This window comes from Psychrobacillus antarcticus, assembly GCF_029533155.1.
GTDB classification, from domain to species: Bacteria; Bacillota; Bacilli; order Bacillales_A; family Planococcaceae; genus Psychrobacillus; species Psychrobacillus antarcticus.
This window is the reverse complement of record NZ_JAIZDB010000035.1, coordinates 1-21,572: the sequence shown is the minus strand read 5'-3', so window position 1 is coordinate 21,572 and position 21,572 is coordinate 1. Positions and strand designations below refer to the sequence as shown.

The 21,572-nt window shown below is 36.9% G+C and carries 23 protein-coding genes and 1 rRNA gene; 5 read left to right on the top strand and 19 right to left on the bottom strand.

The window, feature by feature from the left end:
- Window positions 1-155 precede the first annotated feature (155 nt).
- The 10 genes from rlmN to LDK52_RS16415 all read right to left on the bottom strand — a co-directional run bounded on the left by rlmN (window position 156) and on the right by LDK52_RS16415 (window position 9,333).
- The gene (rlmN, locus tag LDK52_RS16460) at window positions 156-1,223 is read right to left on the bottom strand and encodes a dual-specificity RNA methyltransferase RlmN (RefSeq protein WP_277587029.1); all 1,068 of its coding nucleotides are present in this window, start codon (window positions 1,221-1,223) and stop codon (window positions 156-158) included.
- Between the two features lie 113 nt (window positions 1,224-1,336).
- Window positions 1,337-2,113: a DUF1295 domain-containing protein gene (locus tag LDK52_RS16455; protein ID WP_277587028.1), complete on the bottom strand. Its 777-nt coding sequence runs from the start codon at window positions 2,111-2,113 to the stop codon at window positions 1,337-1,339.
- Between the two features lie 16 nt (window positions 2,114-2,129).
- Window positions 2,130-3,917, bottom strand: coding sequence for a DAK2 domain-containing protein (locus LDK52_RS16450; RefSeq protein WP_277587027.1), 1,788 nt, complete (start codon window positions 3,915-3,917; stop codon window positions 2,130-2,132).
- Window positions 3,914-4,324: a DUF2177 family protein gene (locus LDK52_RS16445; protein ID WP_277587026.1), complete on the bottom strand. Its 411-nt coding sequence runs from the start codon at window positions 4,322-4,324 to the stop codon at window positions 3,914-3,916. Before LDK52_RS16445 ends, LDK52_RS16450 begins: the two co-directional genes overlap by 4 nt.
- A gap of 280 nt (window positions 4,325-4,604) precedes the next feature.
- Window positions 4,605-5,984 carry a plasmid pRiA4b ORF-3 family protein gene (locus LDK52_RS16440; RefSeq protein WP_277587025.1) on the bottom strand — a complete coding sequence of 460 codons (1,380 nt, stop codon included), beginning with the start codon at window positions 5,982-5,984 and terminating at the stop codon, window positions 4,605-4,607.
- 78 nt (window positions 5,985-6,062) lie between these two features.
- Entirely contained in the window at window positions 6,063-6,701 is a 639-nt protein-coding gene (trhA, locus tag LDK52_RS16435) for a PAQR family membrane homeostasis protein TrhA (RefSeq protein WP_277587024.1), read from the bottom strand.
- Between the two features lie 233 nt (window positions 6,702-6,934).
- The gene (locus LDK52_RS16430; protein WP_090568691.1) at window positions 6,935-7,135 is read right to left on the bottom strand and encodes a cold-shock protein; all 201 of its coding nucleotides are present in this window, start codon (window positions 7,133-7,135) and stop codon (window positions 6,935-6,937) included.
- A gap of 174 nt (window positions 7,136-7,309) precedes the next feature.
- Window positions 7,310-7,825 carry a hypothetical protein gene (locus tag LDK52_RS16425; RefSeq protein WP_277587023.1) on the bottom strand — a complete coding sequence of 172 codons (516 nt, stop codon included), beginning with the start codon at window positions 7,823-7,825 and terminating at the stop codon, window positions 7,310-7,312.
- Between the two features lie 217 nt (window positions 7,826-8,042).
- Window positions 8,043-8,993: a hypothetical protein gene (locus LDK52_RS16420; RefSeq protein ID WP_277587022.1), complete on the bottom strand. Its 951-nt coding sequence runs from the start codon at window positions 8,991-8,993 to the stop codon at window positions 8,043-8,045.
- Window positions 8,994-9,132: 139 nt separating this feature from the next.
- The gene (locus LDK52_RS16415; protein ID WP_277587021.1) at window positions 9,133-9,333 is read right to left on the bottom strand and encodes a cold-shock protein; all 201 of its coding nucleotides are present in this window, start codon (window positions 9,331-9,333) and stop codon (window positions 9,133-9,135) included.
- Window positions 9,334-9,608: 275 nt separating this feature from the next.
- Here LDK52_RS16415 and LDK52_RS16410 point away from each other — a divergent pair, with 275 nt between their 5' ends.
- Window positions 9,609-10,055, top strand: coding sequence for a small multi-drug export protein (locus tag LDK52_RS16410; RefSeq protein WP_277587020.1), 447 nt, complete (start codon window positions 9,609-9,611; stop codon window positions 10,053-10,055).
- A 47-nt stretch (window positions 10,056-10,102) separates the two neighbouring features.
- On the opposite strand, the gene LDK52_RS16405 is transcribed toward LDK52_RS16410, so the two are convergent.
- Window positions 10,103-11,266 (bottom strand): substrate-binding domain-containing protein, encoded by a 1,164-nt coding sequence (locus LDK52_RS16405; RefSeq protein ID WP_277587019.1) that lies wholly within the window; start codon window positions 11,264-11,266, stop codon window positions 10,103-10,105.
- Between the two features lie 17 nt (window positions 11,267-11,283).
- Window positions 11,284-11,739 carry a helix-turn-helix transcriptional regulator gene (locus tag LDK52_RS16400; protein WP_277587018.1) on the bottom strand — a complete coding sequence of 152 codons (456 nt, stop codon included), beginning with the start codon at window positions 11,737-11,739 and terminating at the stop codon, window positions 11,284-11,286.
- 165 nt (window positions 11,740-11,904) lie between these two features.
- Between LDK52_RS16400 and LDK52_RS16395 the strand changes: the two genes are divergently transcribed.
- Window positions 11,905-14,037 (top strand): M28 family peptidase, encoded by a 2,133-nt coding sequence (locus tag LDK52_RS16395; RefSeq protein WP_277587017.1) that lies wholly within the window; start codon window positions 11,905-11,907, stop codon window positions 14,035-14,037.
- Between the two features lie 55 nt (window positions 14,038-14,092).
- Here LDK52_RS16395 and LDK52_RS16390 read toward each other — a convergent pair whose 3' ends face one another.
- Complete coding sequence (locus tag LDK52_RS16390; protein WP_277587016.1) at window positions 14,093-14,827, bottom strand: sulfite exporter TauE/SafE family protein; 735 nt, start codon at window positions 14,825-14,827, stop codon at window positions 14,093-14,095.
- Window positions 14,828-14,989: 162 nt separating this feature from the next.
- Between LDK52_RS16390 and LDK52_RS16385 the strand changes: the two genes are divergently transcribed.
- Complete coding sequence (locus tag LDK52_RS16385; protein WP_277587015.1) at window positions 14,990-15,991, top strand: PQQ-dependent sugar dehydrogenase; 1,002 nt, start codon at window positions 14,990-14,992, stop codon at window positions 15,989-15,991.
- 105 nt (window positions 15,992-16,096) lie between these two features.
- Here the strand turns inward: LDK52_RS16385 and LDK52_RS16380 are convergent, their stop codons facing one another.
- Window positions 16,097-16,591, bottom strand: a complete 495-nt coding sequence (locus tag LDK52_RS16380) for a GNAT family N-acetyltransferase (protein WP_277587014.1) — start codon at window positions 16,589-16,591, stop codon at window positions 16,097-16,099.
- A gap of 51 nt (window positions 16,592-16,642) precedes the next feature.
- Here LDK52_RS16380 and LDK52_RS16375 point away from each other — a divergent pair, with 51 nt between their 5' ends.
- Window positions 16,643-17,785 (top strand): FAD-dependent monooxygenase, encoded by a 1,143-nt coding sequence (locus LDK52_RS16375; protein ID WP_277587013.1) that lies wholly within the window; start codon window positions 16,643-16,645, stop codon window positions 17,783-17,785.
- Window positions 17,786-17,819: 34 nt separating this feature from the next.
- On the opposite strand, the gene LDK52_RS16370 is transcribed toward LDK52_RS16375, so the two are convergent.
- Genes LDK52_RS16370 through LDK52_RS16355 form a run of 4 tightly spaced genes read right to left on the bottom strand, consistent with a single transcriptional unit; the run spans window position 17,820 to window position 20,485 of the window.
- Window positions 17,820-18,515 (bottom strand): hypothetical protein, encoded by a 696-nt coding sequence (locus tag LDK52_RS16370; protein ID WP_277587012.1) that lies wholly within the window; start codon window positions 18,513-18,515, stop codon window positions 17,820-17,822.
- Entirely contained in the window at window positions 18,512-19,240 is a 729-nt protein-coding gene (locus LDK52_RS16365; protein ID WP_277587011.1) for a hypothetical protein, read from the bottom strand. Before LDK52_RS16365 ends, LDK52_RS16370 begins: the two co-directional genes overlap by 4 nt.
- Window positions 19,227-20,114, bottom strand: coding sequence for an ATP-binding cassette domain-containing protein (locus LDK52_RS16360; protein ID WP_277587010.1), 888 nt, complete (start codon window positions 20,112-20,114; stop codon window positions 19,227-19,229). Before LDK52_RS16360 ends, LDK52_RS16365 begins: the two co-directional genes overlap by 14 nt.
- Window positions 20,114-20,485, bottom strand: coding sequence for a GntR family transcriptional regulator (locus LDK52_RS16355; protein ID WP_277587009.1), 372 nt, complete (start codon window positions 20,483-20,485; stop codon window positions 20,114-20,116). The genes LDK52_RS16360 and LDK52_RS16355 overlap by 1 nt, the downstream gene beginning before the upstream one ends.
- Before the next feature lie 133 nt (window positions 20,486-20,618).
- On the opposite strand from LDK52_RS16355, the gene LDK52_RS16350 reads away from it, so the two are divergent.
- Window positions 20,619-21,014: a VOC family protein gene (locus tag LDK52_RS16350; RefSeq protein ID WP_277587008.1), complete on the top strand. Its 396-nt coding sequence runs from the start codon at window positions 20,619-20,621 to the stop codon at window positions 21,012-21,014.
- Window positions 21,015-21,281: 267 nt separating this feature from the next.
- On the opposite strand, the gene rrf is transcribed toward LDK52_RS16350, so the two are convergent.
- A 5S ribosomal RNA gene (gene rrf / locus LDK52_RS16345) occupies window positions 21,282-21,397 on the bottom strand.
- Window positions 21,398-21,572: the final 175 nt, after the last annotated feature.

The following is a 21,572-nucleotide window of genomic DNA, read 5'->3' as shown; positions in this document are numbered from 1 at the left end:
CATCTTTCTTCAAACAAAGATATAGTTTCCTCTTCTACATCTAGATGAAATAGAAAAAACACTCAGTTAAAAGATCTAATCTGAGTGTTTAAACAAGAATATTCATGCGTATAATTCAAGGAAACTCCAAGTTGCAATAAATGTTAATACGCTAATTAACCCACTTTTTCCTTTCTAAGCTGCTTGCTTCTCAACTGGCCACAAGCTGCATCAATGTCTGTTCCATGTTCTTGGCGAATTTTGCAATTGACGCCTCTTTTCTTAAGCATGTCATAGAAAGAAAGTACTGCATCCTGTTCACTTCTTTGGTACTGGCTATGTTCATCGACAGGATTATACGGGATCAAATTGACGTAAAGCTGGTCTTTTATGTCATGAAGTAAATCGGCAAGCTCCTCCGCTACCTCTTTTGTATCATTTACGTCCTTCAGTAAAATATACTCAATTGTAATTCTTCTATTGTTTTTGGATAAATAATATTTTAGGGATTCCATTAGCTTTTCAATTGGCATTGCACGATTTATTTTCATAATTCTCGTGCGTAGCTCGTTGTTGGGAGCATGTAAGGATATCGCTAAATTTACTGGAATCTTCGTATCTGTAAATTCATAGATTTTATTGACAATACCACTCGTTGAAACAGTTATTTTCCTAGCTGCTATTGCTAGCCCGTTATGCTCGATAACTACATTTAAAAAGTCTAATAGATTTGCAAAATTATCAAATGGCTCTCCAATTCCCATTACGACAATATGGCTTACCATGTCTTTTTGTCCTAGTTGATCGAGATGCAATTGGATATTCATAATCTGTTCTACGATTTCTCCACTTGATAAATCACGACTTTTTGCCAGTAATCCACTTGCACAGAAACTACAGCCTATGTTACAGCCTACTTGTGTCGTTACACAAACCGAAATCCCATATTTATGTCTCATCATAACGGTTTCGATTAAGTTTCCATCCTCTAACTTAAACAAAAACTTCATCGTTCCATCGGCCGCTTCCTGCTTTATATGTTCCGTTAATGTTTGTATTGTATAGTGGTCTTGCAATAATTGAATACATTCTTCATGGACATCTGTCATGTCTCTGAAATTCGTGACACGTTTTCTATATAGCCAATTCCAAACCTGCATTGCTCTAGACTTTTTGTGACCATGCTCACCGAGCCACTCTATTAGTTGTTGTAATGTTAATCCATATATAGATTTTTTATTCATAACGATCCTCTTCTCTAAATTCAACTTCTAAACATATAAATATCATTATAACATTTGAAGTGTCAAACAGAGAATAAAAAGGTACATACAGAATAGTCCGTCAACAAACAGGCTTATGCTTGTTTAGGTGGCATTGGCACAAACTTACTAGTTGCTCTTTCATATTCTGGCCATTCGGAATGCTTTTTGTATTTTTTCTCGAGCAATGGAACACCCGAAACAAACAGTAAAAGTAATGTAATGATTAGTGGACTATAAAAGCCTATCCAACCATTTGGAACGGATAACGAAATGATGAAAATTCCCCACCACATAGTTGCTTCTCCAAAGTAATTTGGGTGACGTGTATATTTCCATAATCCGTACTTCATCAATCTGCCCTTGTTTTTTGGTTTGCTTATAAATGCTTTAAGCTGTATGTCCCCTACTACTTCGAAAATGTATCCAATAATCCATATCGCTATACCAATATAATCTAACCAACCTAATCCCATTTCGGAGGATTTGTTAACTGTGATGATTGGCTGCGCAATGATAAATAGAAGGACAAGCTGAAGAATATAAACATTTAAAAACATCTTAATGTATTTCGTATTAGTCGTACCCCAACGTTTACGCATATTCACGTATCGGTAATCTTCATCCTTACTCCAATTTCTTTGGAACAAATAATACGCTAAACGAAGTCCCCATAAGGCAACTAAAATAGTAATGACTGCCGCACGCTCTGTTTGAAATTCACTTGCAAAAAAGCTATAAATCCCTACGATAACAAAACCTAATCCCCATGCAATATCTACTAAACCATTATTCTGTTTGGCCTGCCCAATTAAAAATACGACAAAGAAAAATGCCAATAATACTAGTAGTATTTCAACATATAAGTTCATAATAGTTCATCCCCTTTTACTCTGTTGTTAACCCAATTGCCACACATCCTACACCTGCGTTCATCGCAACAATGGATGAAATATTAGTGATATAAGTAGGCTCTTTCCCAATTATCGAAGCAAACACCTTGGCATATTCTCCAGCTTGCTCTTCCGCATCTGCATGCACGATGGAGTAATTTGATATATTCTTTGTTTGCGCTATTTCTTTTACAAGTGCCTCCATTTTTTTCTTACTGGAGCTGTTACTCAATGCTTTTCTTATAATGATGCCTTTTCCTTCCTCATCTATAGAAACGACCGGCTTTAGATTCAGCAGTTTTCCTGCCCAGCCTGTTATTTTATTGATTCGACCAGATCTAACCATGTATTTTAAAGTTTTTACATGTACAAATATCTTGGTGTTTTGCACTGCTTTTTCTGTTTGATATACAACTTCTTCAAATGACTTACCCTCTTCGATGAATTCTGCTGCTTTTAGCACGATTAATCCTTGTGCAGCTGAATTAGATTTGGAGTCAATGACTGCTATTTTTTTGCCAGCGTTCTGTAGCGCTTGTGCAGCTGTTGTAATTGTTTCGAATGTGCCACTCATTTGCTTGGATACTGTTACGACAATAATAGAATCATAATTGGTAGAAACAAAGTTTAGGAATTCACTTGCAGCCTTTCGCGTCGGCTGAGACGATGTTGGATATTGACTTGCCTGATTCATAAGTTCATATAAATAATTTGGGCTTATGGTTAATTTATCTAAATAATTGCTGTCGTCAACGATAAGATTCAAGGGAATCATATGAATTTGATGTTTGTCCATTAATTCTTTTGGGATGTCCGCGATAGAATCCGTAACAAGTGCTATTTTATGCTTCCTCGCATGACCCGCTTCGTATTGTCTTTGCATATCATCTGCTTTTTGTTGGATAATTTGTCCGAAGTTTTTTAAACGATGGAACAAATCAGCAGGTGTATTTGTGTGAATGTGAATACGCATTTTGTTTTCATTGCCCGCAACGATTAAAGAATCCCCAAGGTCACTTAGTGTTAGTCTAATCTGATCCAAATCTAAGTTATTCCCTTTTACAAGTGCTTCTGTGCAATATCTGTGGCTTAGATCATGGCTATCATGAGTATGAGCATTTTCAATTTGGATAATATTTTGCTCCATTTTACTTTGCGATTCATTGCTTTTCCCCGTTTGAATGAAGTGTCCAAACCCTTCTAGGAAATGAACAAATCCCTTTGCTCCCGAATCTACAACCGAAGCATCTTTTAAAACCTTTAATTTGTTTGGCGTATCCTTTAATGATCGAAGTGCTATAATCATCGATTTAGAAAAAACTTCTGAAAAATCTGTTGCTAGATCTTTTAATTGGTCTAGTGAATTTGCCCAATCTCGCATAACAGTAATCATCGTGCCTTCTACAGGATTCGAAATAGCTTTATGTGCATATAATACTGCGTTTGTCACAGAGTGAGAAAATCCCTTGATAGAAATTTCCTCCTTATCTTCTAAGCCCATGTACAAACCGTTAATAAATTGTGCAAAGATTATACCAGAATTCCCTCTAGCACCAACTAAAGCAGCATCGGCAATCGTTTCCATCGTTTTCTTAGCAGAATTTTGTACTTGCGCTTCTTCGATAATAGCATGCATCGTAAATGCTAAATTCGTCCCAGTATCTCCATCTGCGACTGGAAATACGTTTATTTTATTGAGATCATTTTTTTGCTTTATCACTTCACGCGCTCCAGCTAAAAATCCAAAATAGAGTTTTTCGCTATTCAAATATAGTACTGTCATCCTTCTGCACCTCCGAAACGGCTCATGACGAAGAATGTAATCATCGAAGTTAGACCACATAATATAGTGCCCCAAACAATATCCAAAATGGTAATTTGAATTGGCCAATCCTTTAATGTTGCTAAATTCGTCATGTCGTATGTTGCGTAAGTAATCATTCCGAAGAAAGCACCTGCAAAAAGTGCAAACTTCCAACTATCTTTTGCAAGTGCCGGATTAATGACGAAGAATAGTAAACCTGCTATGAATACTAGATAGAAAAGACCAGCTGCAACCCAATTTACGTCCACTTTCATTAGATGTCCTATTTTTTCTTGATATAAATTTTTAGAAATAAAACCGAGCCATATAATATCTATTAAGAAAAATACAATGATTGTTATTACATACGTTTTCAAATAGTACATTCTCTTTACCTCCTAATAAAGTCTTGATTTCGAATTACTTGTTGAAATAAAAATAACATCATATAAAATACTTGTCAACTGTTTGTATAACCTTTCGATTATTATGTTGTACAATTTTGTGTGATTTATTGAAAAACTTTAGACAAGACGTATATACTTTGCTCATTAGACAATGAAAAGAACCAAGACTGATTAGAAGTCTTGGTTCCATTGAATCTATGCTATAAAGCCACAAAAAGAGCTACCGGAATTGATATGCGATAGCTCTTCGTTTTACTATTTACTTTCCACAGCACTTCTTATATTTCTTTCCACTGCCACATGTACATGGATCGTTTCTACCAACTTTACCACCGTCTAATACTTGTAACGGAGTAAGAGGCTCCAAGTTATGGACTTCCATTTGAAATAGTTCATCAGGTGTATGGCCTCTGTTTTCCCAAAGGCGAGTAGTATTCGCAATTTTCATCAGTACTTGCATGTATTCATTGATCTGCTTCATATCTTTAAATTCAAAACGAGCTAGAAAGGCTTTGACCACTTCTTGGAAATTTTCATTAACTTTTAATTGGCCAATTAATTCATCCATTTCGTCTTCTATCACTTGATTATTATTAGGGAAAAAGTCTTTCTTAAGCATACTTGCCAATTTACGTTGATGTACTGTCTTCTCAACATAATCATCGGTCACATAGCGAAGTAGCTCCTGTTTTGCTGGGATGTAGTATGGTTTACCTCTCACTCCAACTCTAAAACCTTCCATATTTGGCTCATATTCAAACGCCTCATGGACCAACTCACTATTATTAAAGTAAACAAAGCCTTGGTGTAGACGCTTACTATAAGAGTTTTCCTTTAGTATTACCATCAATTCCTTGTGAGTTAGAGACGTTTGGTTTTGTGTATTATAAATTTCCAGGAACTTCGGATATTCTAAGAGTCCATATAAATTTCCACAAGCTAATGCATACTGAATAATGAGATCCTTATTCGAAATTGCATCGATATCGATAACATCGGAAGCACGGTATTTATCTGATATTACATTGTAATTTAGATGATTGACATTTTCCCATTCCGTTTTTTTATATTTAACATACTTTAAAGATTCGTTCACGTGAGCAATATCTAATGGTAGAAACTCCTGACTCTCAGCCCAGCTAAACATCGACAAATAATCTGGGTGTGTTGAATCGTAATATACCTTTAAAAACTCCTCAAACCCAGGTGGTCCACCCACGTCCTCTGGCGGTGCCATTCCTTGTCCATCGAGAAGTGTTGGATATCCAAAGTAATAATCCTCGACGATTTCATCCAGTTTTACACGAATTCGCCAATCATCGCCAAAATCATAATTGTATATAAACTGCTCATTTTTTTCTAAATAGTCGTCCAATTTAATACGATTTGACTGCTTTACTAGACTATTTAGAAACCTTTTCCCTTTGTATTCCTCTAGAATACTATCATTATTAGTAATGAATAAATCATCTATTTCCACTGCAAAGTAATGGTAGGGCTCCATTTCACTTCTAAAGTTCGTAACACGTTGAATTGTTTCATGTAAACGGTTGAATGTGGCACCTGCTGGCAAAATCAAGCTTCTCCAAACAGGTGGTTCAATATCTTCAAATGTTAAGGTTAATTTATAAGCTTTCATAGTCCACCTACCCTTTCCTTCATTCATACTTCAAGTTATTGTTCTCTACTAGCATTTATCTGCTGATGTTCTTCTAACTTAGGGTAACAATGTCATGACAGCAAAGAAATGCAGAACCGAGGCTGCGAGTACAAAGACATGCCAGACGGCGTGATGATACGTAAAGCCGCGCCAGACATAAAATACTGATCCTACTGTATACAAGATGCCTCCTATAGCTAACAGCGTAAGTCCTTGCGAAGATACATTCTCCAGAAGCGGTTTCCATCCAAACACCATTAACCAACCCATAACTACGTATAACAATGTCGACATATGTAAGAATCGTTTCACAAAAAAGGCTTTAAACACAGTTCCCGCAATCGCAAGACCCCATACGATACCGAACAACGTCCATCCCAATGCTCCTTTAATAGCAAGGAATAAAAAAGGTGTATACGTTCCGGCGATAAAAAAGTAGATAGCCGAGTGATCCATTATCTCAAAGAAATCTTTTACACGTCCTGCTGGAAAACCATGGACTAGTGTGGAGGACAAATATAAGAGGACCATCGACGACCCAAACAACGTAAAACTTACGACATGCCAAGCTGTTCCATGTATAGCGGAGGATACGATTAATATCACAAGAGCGGCTATGCTAAAAATAGCCCCAATCCCATGAATAATTGCATTTGCTATTTCTTCACGCTTTGAAAATATATGTGTATTGCTCATGTTTTTGTTCATCCCAATCTACTAGTATCTATGTATAATAGTATCACTTTTATCCAATAAAATCTGAATTCAGCTGTACGACAATGTATCGACTTACCATAGCGTATCGAGGTGATGGCAGCATAATACTGGTTTAGTAGGAATAATAAACTTCTTCCATTTTTCAATACAAAAAAAGACATCCTCAGAAAGGATGTCTTTTTTGCTAACTATGTTAAATTAATTCCGAGGAATTAAAGTTTTACAATGTTAACTGCTTGTGGTCCACGTTGACCGTCTTCAACGTCAAATTCAACTTTTTGACCTTCGTCTAAAGATTTGAATCCGTCGCCTTGGATTGCTGAGAAATGAGCGAATACGTCGTTTCCACCTTCAACCTCGATAAAACCAAAACCTTTTTCTGCGTTAAACCATTTTACTGTACCTTGTGTCATGTAAAAAACCTCCATTATGGTGAATAAAAAAATTCACATATTACAAAAAGCTACCGAATACTCACGATTACTTTTAGTAATATGTGAATTCATTGTTTCTATCTAAGCAATTTAATTATTGTCTTAACTATATACCATATCCAAACAAAAAGCTAGTGTTTTGTTTATTATTTTTTATATTTTATTGAAAATGTTCAACGTTTCTAATACATGTTCAAGAAACATACCAATATCGCTTATTTGATCTTCGTTAATCTTCTGCGTGAACTTAACTTCTATCGCGTTAGTATAACTAGATAGCTCTTTTCCGAAAACATAACTTAGTGTTTGAGTTAACTCTATGTCATCCTCCCAAACGTACTTAATTGCTTGTTCGATTTCTTCGCATTGTAAGTCAGGGTTTTGAATGCTTTTGATGAATTTCAACGCCAGTGTACAACCTATATTCGTTTTTCCTACTTCTAGTATTTCTCCTGCTAGATCTTCTAGAGATGCGTCTAAAATAATTTCCACTGTTATGTCCGATTGGTCAGCTAGAGTAAATTCAATTTTAAAAGTTCTAGCTATAATGGAAAGATCCATTTGATCTACTCTATTTTTGATATCTATCTTTCGTTCGATGTTATCTAAATCATACACATGATTTTCAAATGCTACTTTTAAGTTTTCAAAAATAGTCGGATCATACATCTGGTTTCCTCCTGAATTAACCTTTTCCTTATATTAGCCCCTGTTAAATAAAATTATACCGTCTGACAATAGATGCAAACGCAAATTTTTGTCTAATAGTCCATTTAATTGTCAGATTATTTCCCAAGAAATAATGACAGGTAGATACAATTTCCATCATAGTTTTTCTATTGATAGGTGTTTGCATTTATACAAATAAATTCCTACCTATCCATATTCACCGTTCAATAATCTGAGCAATTTCTATTTCTCCATTATTTAGATTATCCGTATCTAGTTTAAGACGCTTCTGTAATTGATCAGAAATGGTACCTAAATCGAGTAAGGTCTCGCTAATACGGTCTATCGAATTAGTAATTTTGGAATGAGTGGACCATGCAGAAAAAATATCATCGAATACATAATCCGCAAAGGCAATAAAGCTGTCTCTTCCAACGGATAAGTTGTCAGCCTGTATTTGCTGGATATCTAACAGTTCTGTGTGAAATCTTTGTAGAGAACGCTGAGCAGCATGAATAGCATCTTCCGACTCGTCAAGCTTACTATGCTTTAAAGAAGTAGCGATTAGTCCACCTCCAAAAAAAGTATCCCAAGTAGAGAAATCCTTGGCACCTTCAAGTGACTTTAGCGCTCTTCTTAAAGCGATCTTAGCTTCATTTCCAGCAGAAATAGCTTCTGTTAGTTCACGAATACTCGTTGTGTAAAATGTCTTTTCTTTGTACAATTTCTCCAGTCGAGAAGCCTGTTCCTGATTATTTTCGAATATCCATTGCTCTTTTTCTTTAATCAGTTTCTCCCATTCTATATCAATAGTTTCCCAGCTCACTTGATCTAGTAGAAGTTCATTGCCTTCTAGATCCTGTTCTAAATCTTTTACTGTTTTTTCAATTTCTCTATACTTCGCTTCTACTGCTGCAAGCTCGCCTAATTCCTTCTCTCGAATTTCATCCTGCTTGCCTGTCCATGTTCTAACCATTTTCAAGATTGAAAATCCGTCAAGCTCTTCTACATCTTTTTGTTCTTCTTTTAATCGCTTCCAGTACTCTTGCTTCTTATGTATCGCTACTTCTAATTGCTCTTCCAATACTCGCTGCTTTCTTATTACCTTATCCCTCTTATTAATTTCCATTTTTATAACCGATTGACGTTGTTGTAATTTCCCCCACATGTAAATCGCCTCCTATCCTTTTTACGGATTAGGAGGAATTATGTTTCATCTGCTTTTTAAAAAGAATATAAAAAAAAGAGACACTCTCGAAAGAGTATCTCTTTTTAACAGTTGTATCTTTACTAGAAATTCCTAAGAATTAAAGTTTTACGATGTTAACTGCTTGTGGTCCACGTTGACCATCTTCAACGTCAAATTCAACTTTTTGATCTTCGTCTAAAGATTTGAATCCGTCGCCTTGGATTGCTGAGAAATGTGCGAATACGTCGTTTCCGCCTTCAACCTCGATAAATCCAAAACCTTTTTCTGCGTTAAACCATTTTACTGTACCTTGTGTCATGTAAAAAACCTCCATTTGGGTGAATAAAAAAATTCACATATTACAAAAAGCTACCGAATACTCACGATTACTTTTTGTAATATGTGAATTCATTGTTTCTATCTAAGCAATTTAATTATTAACCTAACTATATAACACATTTAGGTATTTGTCTACTGAAAAGATGAATTAAATAAAAACAGTTTCAAAACCTCTATATATTTACTTTCTAGAACTGTTATAAAATGAAACTTTTCTTGCATGTATAGCGTAACTAATAAGATGGAAGGATGTGTATGTATTTGGATTATTTCTTAGTTTTTTTGGGAGCGGCTATTCCTTGGCTCGAATTAGGACTGGTCATTCCACTTGGGATTATTTCAGGGATGAATCCTGTAGCAGTGATTATTGTTGGTTTTGTAGGTAATATGGTGACGGTTCTTGCGCTTATTATCGGCTACGACAAATTTAAACTGTGGCTTACCAAGCGCAATGAAGGAAAAGAGAAAAAAGAATCCAAGCGAAGTGTGCGTGCAAAAGAACTTTGGAATAAATATGGTCTACCTGGGATGCTCATGCTCGGACCTATTTTAATTGGAACGCATGTTGCTGCATTTATAGCAATGACGCTTGGTGCATCTAAAGTAAAAACGATGTTATGGTCGACAATCAGTATTAGTGCTTGGGCAATTATATTTGGTGTAGTAACTTCCCTCGGCTTCGACTTTTTTGTTCGTGAGTAGATATATAGTAAGAAGTAGTCGCAGCTTAAAAACTGCGACTATTCCTACTAATCTTTAATTGGTACATATCCCACTTTTTCCACTAGTTCCTGCCCCTGCTCCGATAATATCCATTCGGTAAATGCTGCTACATTAGGATTTTTGGTTCCTGCTGTAACAATATAAAACTCAGATGCTATAGGATAGGTATCATTTCTAATATTCTCTTTCGTCGGTGCCACTCCATTTATTTCTAACAGCTTGATCTTATCATTGCCGACCATTTCTGTGGAATAAAAACGGAATGTGAAGCCAATTGCATTTTTATAATTTCTATATTGAGAAACCTCATTTATGATTCCTCCCATGCCAGTAACGATATCCTCTGAAGGTGGATCCATTAGGGGTATTCCATTCATAAGAGATTGAAGTGCAGATTGTGATCCACTATCTTCAGGTCGCTGAAATGCTCGAATGGTATCATTTTCTCCTCCAAGCTCTTTCCAGTTAGTAACCTTTCCTGCATATATATTCTGTATTTGTTCTACTGTAAGATTATCAACAGGATTTTTTTGATGGACGAAAAAGACAAATGCTTCCCGACCAATAGGCGTCATAGTAAGCTCTAATCCTTTTTGCTCTGCGATTTCCATTTGAGATGCCGAAGGAGCTGCAGCAAAAATCATATCAGCCTCTCCACTAAAGAGATTCTCATAAGCATATGGTGTCGTACTCACTATTACTTCACTATCGTAAGCTGAGTACTCCTTTTCCGGATAGGTTGCTTCTACAAATGCTGCGTATAATGGATAAAGCGCTGTTGCACCGTCCAATTTTGGTAGATTATCAGTAAGCTGAAGTGTCGCTTTCTCGTTTAACTTGGTGACATCGCCAAATTCCGAAAAGGGTTCGTACTTACTTATATTCACTTCTGCATCTACAGTAGGTATTAAATGAGTATACACATCCTTTATAGGAGCAATCGAACTGATCAATATTGCTGCTCCTGCGATGCTTGCAAATACAACTTTCCGCTTCTTCGTTTGAAAAAAATGAAATATATTAAACACAAATAGTATATATAGCACAACTCCCCCAGTTATGAGCAATGCAATATAATCCATTCCCCCCATAACTAGTGCAATAAATCCAGCGACGAAGACAATAAGCGCCATCCCGATTAAAGCAAAAATAGAAAGTATTACTCCCGCAATTTTTGACTCTGCTTTCATCCCATCTCCCCCTGTCCTTATTCTATTTTAAATAATTCATTTAAACGAATTACCGTTTCTTCTTCATCGAAAGAACTAAACCAACGATAGTTTTTGTCATCTAAAATTCGGTAATGTTGGCTAATGACATTTTGCTGCATGCGGAAATTCCCCTTGGCGTTTATTTCCTTCCACCACACACGGCCTCCCAATGATTTATCCTTAGGACGACTAACTCCGTCATGTGCAATTGTTTCAATTACTTCCAATGGCTCATCTCCTAGCACAGACTGTAATATTTCACTATCACGAAACAGTGCACATACCGCGATAACAATTGGCCAGCCTGCTAGCACTCTCTCCTTTTCTATTTGAACTAGCGTTTTTTTGGATATTCCCAAAATCTCCGCCATTTTATCCTGTGAATAGCCTTTTTCCAGTCGAATCATTCGAATCCGTAAAGAAATAAGCTGAATTACATATTCTTTATCCATATACTGCTCCTTTGTAAAATAAATTTCAATCTATTTAGTGTAATTTTACACTAAATGAGTAATTAAGGCAATAAAGTAATTATAATATTAAAATAGTATTGATATTTAGCAGTTTATATCGTTTAATTAGCTAGTTATGAAAAAATTTGTAAAGGACTGTGATACATGAACAAGATTATGGGAGGATTAGCAGCGACATTGCTAATCACTTTAACACTAGCAGCTTGTACTCCTAAAGAAGAGGCTGTGACTGAGAAGAAATTAGTCGATGTTAATGAGGAATATTTATCCGCAGTGGATGTCGATTATGCATTTGATTTTACAAAGAGCCTAGAGGAATTTAAAACGAATGAAAAACTTGGTTATCGGACTGCTGGATCAGAGGCAGAGTTGAAAACTGGGGAAAAAATTGCTGATGAAATGAAGAAAATTGGACTTACTGAAGTGACAAAGGACGAGTTCTCTCTAGACACATGGGAATTTGAAAAAGCAGATCTAACTTTCGTGGATGAAAATGGGGAAGAGCATCTAGCTGTTTTAGGAGCTTACCAAGTAAATTTCGATACGAATGGTGGAAAGGATCTTGAAGTTGTCTACGGTGGTAAAGGGACCGCTGATGATTTAGCAAATCTAGATGTCGAAGGTAAGCTAGTTTTAATAGATATAAATCAACGCGAGGAATGGTGGATTAACTACCCTGCCTACCAAGCACATTTAAAAGGAGCTGCTGCAGTAATTGCAGTTCAAGAAGCTGGATACGCGGAAGCCGATGAAGATGCGTTGAATGCCCAAGATATCTGTGGACCAGATGATGCTCCTGCATTTTCGATGTCCCAAACAGATGCAAAGCAACTGAAGAAAGCTTTAGAAGCTAGTGAGAATGGTGCGATGACTGTAAAATTTGATGCCAAGTCAACCGTAAAAATGGATGGAAAATCGTATAATTATTACGGGAAAATTATCGGTAAAGACCCTGAGTCCTATATCATTTTATCTGCTCATTATGATTCTTACTTCACAGGATTCCAGGATGACCATGCAGCTATCGGGTTAATGATGGGTGTTGCGAAAGGTTTAATAGACAGTGGCTACCAACCAGAAAAAACGATTATTTTCAATGCACTTGCTGCGGAGGAGTGGGGAGTTTCTAATTCTCGCTATGATTGGTCAACTGGAGCATATAACCAAATATTCAATATCCACCCTGAATGGGTTGGAAAAGCTTTTGCTAATATGAACTTCGAGCTTCCAGCCTATGAGCATACAACGCAAGATGAAATTCGTTCTGTCTATGAATTGAATAATTATTTAACAGAATTTGCAAAAAACGTTCCAACCGTGGATGGTGTCTATAAAGATGGTATTTCTGTCGTTTCACCACTGCGTACATGGTCAGATGATTTTTCATTTGGTATTGCTGGTGTACCTGCTCTTCGCAATGATTTCCAGGACAGTGATTTCATGCGCTCTCATTATCATTCACAATTGGATAACGAGGACACATATAATGCAGAAGCATTCAAATTCCATTTAAATCTATACGGATTACTTTCCATGCATTACGATCAAACAGCAGTTGTTCCACTAGATTTCACAACACGTTTGACGGCAATGAAAAAAGCAATTGACGCTGATGCTTTTGGACAAGCAGAAGTTTCTTCCGAACAATTAGTTGCGGAGATTGACAAAGCAGTTGCCCTTGCTGAAGAAGTAAATACAAAGGTCGCAAAAGTAAATGATGATTATTTTGCTGCTTTAACTGAGGAAAATACCGAGGCAACACAAAAGTTATATGATGAAAGCCGTGAATTGAATAGCGGTTTACTCGCTGCATTTAAATACGCGGAAGACCAATTTGTTCGCTTAACATGGGAGGATGCACAAATATTCCCACACCAACATGCGCAACACAATATTACGAACCTTGCACTAGCTATTGAAGCTTTAGAAAAAGGCGATATAACTACTGCGACTGATGAATACCTATGGGCGATTGACAACAATTGGTACGCATACGATTTTGATAAAGAAGTATTCGATTACTTCACAGATTATGTGCTAGAAGCTCCTAAGGAAAAACTGATGTGGGGTGAAGGTAGAATTGTCGGTCAAGAAGACTTATTCGATACCATCAATTCATTAATCGCAAAAAATGAACAAGAAGGTGCCGACGTATCTGCTGAATTGACAATACTTACGGAAGTACTGGAAAGACAAAAATCATTACTACAAACAACTACGGATGAAGAAACAATCGCTGTACAAGAGCTTGGTAAACAACTAGAAGCATTAAAATAATAATGAAAAAGGGCTAGCTGAGTGTCGGTTGCGACCTCGGATAGCTTTTTTTCTGTTATTTCAAATAGTCCACCACAATTTGCACTAGAAGTAATATCGTAACCACTCGTAACAACGGTTTGATATGTTGCGCTTTTAATTTTCGTGCAAGACGAAGTCCAAGCTGAGCACCTATTATTGCACCTAGCATTAGTGCAAGTGTAACGGGCCACATGATTTTTCCGGTAGAAATATACGTAATCGATGCTCCAAAGCAGCTAGCGAACACACCAATTCGAGCAAGCCCTACTGCACGTATATAGGCGATCTTTTCACTTGCGTACAAGTATAGTGCAAGAGTACTGCTCCCTGGACCGAACATGCCGTCATACATGCCGATTCCTAATAATGCAGATGCTGTTTTTTTATTCAGCTGAAAGGTTTCCTTCCCACCAAAGTTTCCTTTTCCCATAAAGGAAGTAACAAAGGCGAAGCTAAGTAAAATAATAGCAATCATCATTAGTACCTCTCCACTTAGGAAAGATGCAATGAGTCCTCCTATAATTCCTCCACCTAAACAAAATACCAAGACGGAAAGTGCCTCTTTACCGGTCACCTCTTTTTTAGTGAAGATCACTAGGAAACTCGAAAGTGAACTGACTGTATTAGATACTTTATTTGCCCCAATAGCAGAATGTACTGGCAGCCCCATTAATAGCATCATCGGCAGACTTATAAGCCCCCCACCTCCAACTAATGTGCCAACTACATTCCCCACAATCCCTATAATAAAAAAGATTAAAAACTCCATTTTAATGCCTTCTTTCAGAATCCGCTGTTATTCATTTAGCATACATCTACTCCCTTCATAAGTAAATTCGATAGTTATTATCGTTTTACATATGAAAAACTTATTACCTTAGAAAGGATTATTTTCGCTCTTTAGGGAAGTAGTAGTATATGGAGGGATTTCATGAAAAAAGGATTTCTAGTTATTTTACTAGTCTTATTCGGCTGTACGGAGGAAACTGAAAAGTTACCTACTCAAGGTCCAATTGTAGAAAAAATCGCAACTAATTTAAATATTCCTTGGTCGATCGATTTACACGACAACACCTTTTATATATCAGAACGTGTTGGAACGATTGCACGCATACAAGATGGAACTGTTGGACATGAGCCAGTACAACTTTCGGATAAGCTTGCAGTTATTTCTGAAGCAGGATTACTCGGCTTTGTGCTGAAGCCCGATTTTGATAAGACAGGTGAAGCATTTGCTTACTATACGTATGATGTGAACGGAGAACCCTTTAACAAAGTTGTGACTATAAAGCGAGAAGATGGGCAATGGCATGAAATCGCTCTTCATTTAGATGGTATAAAGACCGGTAATATTCATCATGGTGGTCGTTTAGAAATTGGACCAGAAGGGTTGTTGTATGTAACTATCGGTGATGCAGGCAATCCTAGTAATGCACAGGACCCTACTTCACTGAACGGGAAGATTCTTCGAATGAAAGAAGATGGTTCTTTTGAAATATTCTCCATGAGGCATCGCAATCCACAGGGACTTGCATGGGATGCGGATGGAACGCTATACGAAGCCGAGCATGGTCAAACAGCAAATGATGAAATCAATTTGGTCGAACAAGGTAAAAACTATGGTTATCCTATTATAGAGGGGGATGAAACGGAAGATGGTCTCGAATCTCCTATTATCACATCAGGTAGCAATGAAACATGGGCACCATCAGGCATTACCTTCCATAAGGGCAAATTGTATGTAGCAACCCTTCGCGGTGAATCTGTGAAAGTAATGAATGTGGATACCGGTGAGGTGGAGCAATCGATTACAGGATTCGGACGAGTACGCGACGTGTTCTCCGATGGGGAATCTCTTTATTTCATCACAAATAATACGGATGGCCGCGGAACACCTAAAGAAGATGATGATGTTCTATATAGATTGGAATAGGTTAGTGGGATCGATCGATTCTTCGGCGGGATTGAGAGATTATCGGACGGCATCGATCGATTATCACGCGTCATCGATCGATTATTCTTCTTGATTGATCGATAATCACACGTCATCGATCGATTCCAAACTAATCTTCTTTGACATAGCAATTTGTATACCAGATCTTCCATTAAACCTTATATCTTCATCGACAAAACCCGATTTTGTATAAACAGCTTGTGCAGCACTGTTCGCTTCATTCACGCCCAGTACAATTCTTTTTACATCAGGGAAAGATTTCGTAACAAACAAAGGAAGTTGCTTCATAGATTCCTGTGCAATTCCCCTCCCCTGGAAATTTGGATGAATCGAATATCCTCTTAGTAAAATACTCTCCGCAATATCTGTATAGTGGAATTTATCCTCACCAGTATCTAATACGAAAAAACCAGCAACCTCATCATCTTCCGTTATAATAATGGAAGTATACGTTGCATTAATGTCTGCTCGTTGTAGCAATTCTAATGGATGTCCAGTAAATGAAAGATGTTCTACCGATAGTGGATAATTTTCTAACGATTTACGATAACTGTCATTATAAATAGTAAGCTTAATCATAAATTTCACCTCTTTTAACTAGAGTATCACAAGATGCGGAGGTATTTCCAAATGAAAATAGCAATAATTGGAGGTGGTATCGGGGGACTCTGTGCTGCGGTTACGTTGCAAAAACAAGGGTTTTCTGTTCAAGTATATGAAGCTAATTCGATGTTTCAACCTGTTGGTGCCGGTATTGGTATAGGTTCGAATGCTATGCAAGCCCTGATGGAAATTGGTGTAGGTGAAGATGTATTTGCAAATGGCCATGTCCTTCATACACAGGTTTTTCAAAATCAGAATGGGAAATCTTTAAATACGGTTGATTTAACCATTTTAAAGAAACTTTATGGACAAGAAAACATAACTATTCACCGTGCTAAGTTGCATCGAACTTTCCTAGAAGCACTTAAACCTAATACACTAAATTTCAATAAAAAATGTATTTCTACCGAGCAAAATGACGACCAAGTAACCATTCGTTTTGAAGACGGTACTACTGTGACTGCCGATATACTCCTAGCTGCCGACGGTATTCACTCATCTATACGACAACAACTAGTTCCAGGATCTATCCCTAAATACGCAGGTTATACATGCTGGAGAGGCATAACCGAGAACAAAGGAAGAGTTGATGAATACACGTCCACCGAATTATGGTCCACAAAAGGTCGATTTGGCATGGCTCCTATGAAGGATGGATTAGTATATTGGTTCGCTTGCATTAATACAGCTGCAAGAAATCCACAATTTCAGCAGCTCAATTCTCAGGAAATCGGCGGCTTATTTCAACACTTTCCAGAAGTTGTACATAATGTAATTAGCACTACACCGCTCAAAAGTATTCTTCACCATGACATATCTGATATTAAACCATTGCGGCACTTTGTTTTTGGTAGAGTTGTCTTACTAGGTGATGCTGCCCATGCCACAACCCCCAATATGGGACAAGGAGCTGGACAGGCGATTGAAGATGCCATCGTTCTAGGAAATGGCTTCAAACAATTTGAACATGTGGATAAGGTGTTAGCATTTTATGAAGAGAAACGAGTTGCACGTACTGCAAAAGTAATCCGTCTTTCTCGCCAAATAGGAGCAATTGCTCAAACCCAAATGCGCCCAATTGCCGGAGTTCGCGACTTTTTATTCCCCTTTATCCCCTCAAAGGTTTTAATGAATCGACTGAAATTCTTATTCGATGTGAAATTAAAATAAAGTGCCTCGCATATAGCAGGCACTTTATTTTTGATTAATACATTTGTAGTCCCAATGGGTCCACAATTTCTATATGTTTTGGGACTTTTAAGTGAATATATGTTTGGCCTCTTACCATTCTAATCTCTTCATCATATAATACCTGATTAAAAGAATACAATCTGTTTGAAAACCGATCAAATGAAAGTTCCTGCACGGAAGGCTCGTGAATGACTAATTGGTTTCCAGTCCATTCCACTCTATGGAGTGGTACCTTTTGATCTAGATTTAATCCGTATACATTTAAATTCGATCGATAGACTTTTCCTTCTATTATTTGATCAGTAGTCTCCATCCATTCCACGAAAACTCTTGTTGAGTATATTTCATTTCCTTTATATTCAAGGGATAATGTATTCCCATTTATTTCATGAGACCACTCTTCCTTAAGAAACTTCTGATTCAATTTGTTCTCTTCTAGTTTTAATAAGGATTTTTGAAAAGAATTATTTTCCGTTTGTAGTTGTACTAATTGTTCATTGGATAATTTATCAACCGTAGGCTCTTTTGGTATAATTTCATATATAACTCCGCAAGCGATTAATAGACTAAAATAGGTAATTGTAGTGATTTTATTTAAATGAAATTTACCTTTCAAGTTTAATTTCTTTATTAGATAAAGAACGATGCTGACACCAATAATTGCAGGTAATAATCCAAGAAGTACAATCATCCATGTAGTAATACTCATGTTCTAACCCCCAAACGTTTGGAAATCGCAGTGGAAATAACAAAGAGCGATATCGTTATAACGATAGTCTTCATGGCAAGTATTAGTAGTGAACCATTTTCCACAAAAATTGCTTCTGATATTCTAACCCATGTCCCTGCTATCAACAACATAACCATAATTACTACTGCACCAAAGAACAGTAGCTTATGCTTTTGAAACAAAGTGCCTGCTATATATCCTATGGAGCTGAACATCCATAGGATAGTAATGATAGCGATAATAGTTAGCAAGAAGCTTAAGGGGTCATTTAAAATACTAGGACTATCTACAAATTCATAGCTACTATTTACACGTAATATAAGACGCATTACATAACCCGAAAAATAAGTGGTTACACCTGCAAAGCAACTAAAAATCAATAAAACAATACAATTAGCAATACTGCTGCTAAGACGAGTTGCCACAAACGAAAAGTCATCATATCGATAAGCTTTTGTGGTTATAAGGTTTCCCACTGAAATAGCAAGCAATGAAACAAAAATAAAACTCAGATCAATAGTGGATGTATTCAAACTAATAGTAGTATTATTAATAGAAGTCCCACTACTTCCTGCAACACCTCCAAGCATTATCCCTAGTACCTGTAAAATAATGAGTGAGTAAATCAATCCGTTATAGGCATTTATCTTATACTTCACTTGTGCCTTCACAACACTAAACAGACTACTATTACTTAAAAACATCATCGATTCCCCCTTTCGTCTCACTCGTCACATACATGCATACTTCACTAGCAGATAACACTTGAATGAAGGCACCCTCTAAACGAGCTCTCTCCAGCTCCAAATTGTTTTTAACTACTACATAAAGCCTTTGTCCATCGATTATTTTTGAATGAAAAACTTTTTCCCCCGCTGTCCATCTTTCCACATCAGCAATTGGTCCCTGAACAGCTACCGCAAATTCCTTCACCTCATCTATAGAATCATGTAATACAACATTTCCATTATGAATCAATAAAATATCCTCTAGTAAATGTTCTATCTCGGCTAAATGATGGCTAGAGATTAAAATAGAGCGAGGATGAGTTATATAATCCTTTAGCAAAGCTCTATAAAAATCTGTTCGAACTGCTTCGTCCATTCCGTTTGTCGGCTCATCAAACATAGTTAATTCACAACGAGTAGATAATCCAAAAATCATATTGAACGTAGCTCTTGCACCCTTGGATAACTTAGAATGCTGTTGCTTAGAATCCAACTTAAAGTATTGAAACAAACGACTAGCAAGCTGTGCATCCCACCTTTTATAAAAAGCTGGTGCACTTCGCAATAATTCTTCTAAGGTTAGGGAGTCTGGAAACGTCATTTGATCATCCACCAAAATACTGTTTGCAGAAACCATTAAGTTATTATAAGGATTTTTTCCAAAGACATTGACTTCCCCCGACTTATGCTTAGTTAACCCTGCCAAAATTTTAAGCAAAGTGGTCTTCCCAGCTCCATTACGTCCAATAACTCCTGTAATCTTCTGATCTGTCAGTTGAAACGATATACTCTCTAAAGCATTAGTTCGTCGAAAACCTTTACTTACCTTTTGACAATCTATAACATTCATTAGATCTCCACCTCGCAATTATGGATGAGTTGTATTAGTTCGGCTTTTGTTACCGATAACCTTTTCGCTTCCAAAACGATGTCTGTTACCATTTTTGTAAGTGTCTGACTTCTCCGTTTTTCCAGAATCATCATTTTCGCTTCTGGTGCTACGAACATCCCAAGTCCCCTCTTCTTATATAAAATTTTATCCTCTACGAGTATCGTTAGCCCTTTAGCTGCTGTAGCTGGATTAATATTGAAAAGCTCTGCTAACTGATATTGTGAATATACTTTTTCGTCATCGGTAAAACGCTCTGCTATAATTTCATTCTCCAACCATTCCGCAATTTGCACATATATTGGCTTAGTACTATCGGTATTTATTATCATTGAGGTAAACTCCTCTCATTCGAAGGTCAGTACATTAGTGTTGTAATGTAGTATATAACATTTCTTGGAAAACGTCTAGTTTAATTTGTCATTATAACCCACTTCTCTTAAAACACTTTAAAGGAGTTTACTAATGAATAGAGAATATATATATAAGAAACGAGGTAGATTATTTATGAAATTAGGACAAGTCGCTGTAAATGTCGACAATGTAGAACGCGCAGTTGCATTTTATAGGGACGTTATTAAGTTATCGTTATTATTTGAAATGGATGGTCTTGCATTCTTTCAATGTGGGGATACGAGACTTCTTTTAAGTCGACCTGAAAGGGAGGAATTTAATCACCCAAGCTCCGTACTGTATTTTCAAGTTGATGATTTAAATAGTGAGTTTTCGAGAATGAAGGATGCAGGAGCGACTTTCATAGATGAACCTCATATGGTTGCAAAGGTCGGGGATACGGAGACATGGATGGTATTCTTTAAAGATACCGAAGGAAATACACATGCATTAATGAATGAGCGTTAATTTATATAAGTTTTACTTTTTCTCTAAAACAAAAATAAGTCACTACCGATATAACTCGGTAATGACTTTTTCTTTTGGTGCCTAGCCACGGTCGTTACTTGATATTATAATAGCCCATACAAGTGTCGATATAGCCCTTAAATTTATAAAAATAGCCCATTAATAAAGCAATATAGCTCTTAAAATTGCACATATCGCCCATAACTTATTATTTCAAGTTACAAAAAAGCCGCTACCGATATAACTCGGTAACGACTTTTTTATGGTGCCTAGCGACGTCCTACTCTCACAGGGGGAAACCCCCAACTACCATCGGCGCTGAAGAGCTTAACTTCCGTGTTCGGTATGGGAACGGGTGTGGCCTCTTCGCCATCATCACTAGACTTATTCGGCTTCCAATACACGACGCATTGCGTTGTATGTTGAAACCCTCATTAGAGTGCTTGTTCACTCAAAACTGGATAAACGACATTGTTACGTTAAACAAATTTGGTTAAGTCCTCGATCGATTAGTATTCGTCAGCTGCACGTGTCGCCACGCTTCCACCCCGAACCTAT